This is a genomic window from Marinagarivorans sp., assembly GCF_982758155.1.
In genome coordinates this window covers 3,151-5,043 of sequence record NZ_CEXWTU010000295.1, presented here as the reverse complement: position 1 = coordinate 5,043, position 1,893 = coordinate 3,151, and the positions used below count along the sequence as shown (strand labels likewise).

The window sequence follows — 1,893 nt, the reverse complement described above, 5'->3', positions numbered from 1 at the left end:
CAGAGGTTTATGCCGGCATCGACACAGATACAAAGGACACCCAAATCTACACCCACGCCGTCACTTTTCTTTCACCCATAAAAAAAACCCAGCAAGCCGAGGTTTTAAAAACAAACAAACGCGGTTAGCTCACCTCGTCTTCTTCCTCGTCTGCCACTAGGTAGGCATGAGCTACCGTAAAGGCCACTTCTTGGAAGGCTTTTAGCTCGGTATCCTCAAAGCGTACCGGCATGGGGTAAGCGCTGAGCGCCGTTTTAATTTCGGCAAAAAAACAAGAACATCCACCCATCAAATCCCCAAAAAGGCATACCGAACAGAAAACCTAAATCAATCCGCTATTTGACTCTATGCTTTTAAAAGTACTTATCACCACCAAACTTTTCACACCTTGCAGCCCAGCCTCCTAAAGATCACCCCCCAAAAAAAACATTAACCCGGCTGCATCCTCGGCAGCGTTAACCAGCTATGGGTGTCGGTAAGATATAGGACGGGAGAAACGGGTTCGGCCAGTAAATTGGCGAGCAGCTTCGCATAATGCTCAAGATCATCGCTATAAAGCGTTAACTGCTCAGAGCCAAAATCAACTGGCGAATAGCCTTCGGGACAAACAGCCGATTTATAATCAAGCAACAGCACGTCGCCATTGGCTTTTTTCCACCACAAGTCGATTCGCCATTGCTGCGCTAGCCCTTTTGCATCCAAGCCAGTAATCGCGAACTCGGCATGCACTTCGGTAGCCAACAACAGTTCTTGCCACAAGGGTGAATCATCACTAAACACTTTATTTAATTGCTCTGAGACCCTTTCGCATAAAGCCACTTGCAGCTCGGGCGCTGCCCCCAATAACAACTGCCCTAGCCTTGCCCGCCAGGCCGGGAAGTACGGCTGCCAGGCTGGTACTTTCGGCGGAAAAACGCCTGCCGAATGAGCCATCGGCACTAATAATTCCAAGACCTCGTGCACCAAGCTACCCACAGCACGAGCGCCGCCATCCCCATTTCCAATACCAGAAGCAGCGACAGCGTCAGCCGCTAACAGCGTTGCATCGCCGGTAGACGGCAATATATTTGAAACGGGTTGAAAATCGCGCACTCTGGGCGGCAACTGGGCCTGCTGGTGCTGAACTTGATCAAGTGATATGCGGTGCAAATTAACGAAGTTCGCCTCGCCAACATCATTCGCCAGCCCGTGATCAGAGACTAATCGCTGGCAATGCAGCTCAAACGTTGAGGCCACCGAGGGCCAAATGTGCGCCAGTAAGCTACCACTGCTAGGCGCAGTAATTGCCGCGCCCTCTTTCTGCCTGAGCACGGCGCTTAAGTACAAATTCTTTTTTGCGCGCGTACACGCCACGTACAATAAGCGGCACGCCTCTAGGTGCTCACGTTTTTTTTGCTGATGCCCCAGCCACTGGTATAACGCATCCTTATCTTGACCGCGCTCGCCAACAGGGCTTAACAGCCAAGTACTGGCGGCGCCATCACCGACAAATTGATAATCAAAAAGCTGCTCATGCCAACGCATTAACGGGGTGTCTGGCATTCCGCTCGCCGCCGCTAGCCCCACCAAAAAAACAGCATCAAACTCTAAGCCTTTCGATTTATGCATTGTCATTACTTGAATTTGGCTACCCGCCTCTGGGTCCGGCAAAGCATAAAGCTCAGTCAATAATTTTTCCAAGCGCTCGGGATATTCGACCAACTGCGCTTCGTCGCATTGCGCCAAGGCATCAAAAAAACGCTCGACGTTATTCTGCTGTTCTAGGGTTAATGCCGCCGCCCCGCCCAGGGCTAACCACGCCCCTTTTACCCAATCGGCCAGGGGTTTTCTCGCCCTGTCGGCAAGGCTTGCTGCCAGCACATCATAAACAAGCGTTAAACGCGGAATTGCATC

The 1,893-nt window shown here is 51.3% G+C and carries 2 protein-coding genes; both read right to left on the bottom strand.

What is annotated here, in order from left to right; translation table 11 throughout:
• Window positions 1-124 precede the first annotated feature (124 nt).
• Entirely contained in the window at window positions 125-289 is a 165-nt protein-coding gene (locus tag AC3A8L_RS19700; RefSeq protein WP_487963979.1) for a hypothetical protein, read from the bottom strand.
• Between the two features lie 140 nt (window positions 290-429).
• On the bottom strand, window positions 430-1,893 hold a 1,464-nt coding region (locus AC3A8L_RS19695), incomplete at its 5' end, for a 3'-5' exonuclease (protein WP_487963978.1).

Bases quoted from the DNA above. Each gene is read 5' to 3' on its own strand.
- AC3A8L_RS19700 (WP_487963979.1), bottom strand. From the start codon at position 289: ATGGGTGGATGTTCTTGTTTTTTTGCCGAAATTAAAACGGCGCTCAGC.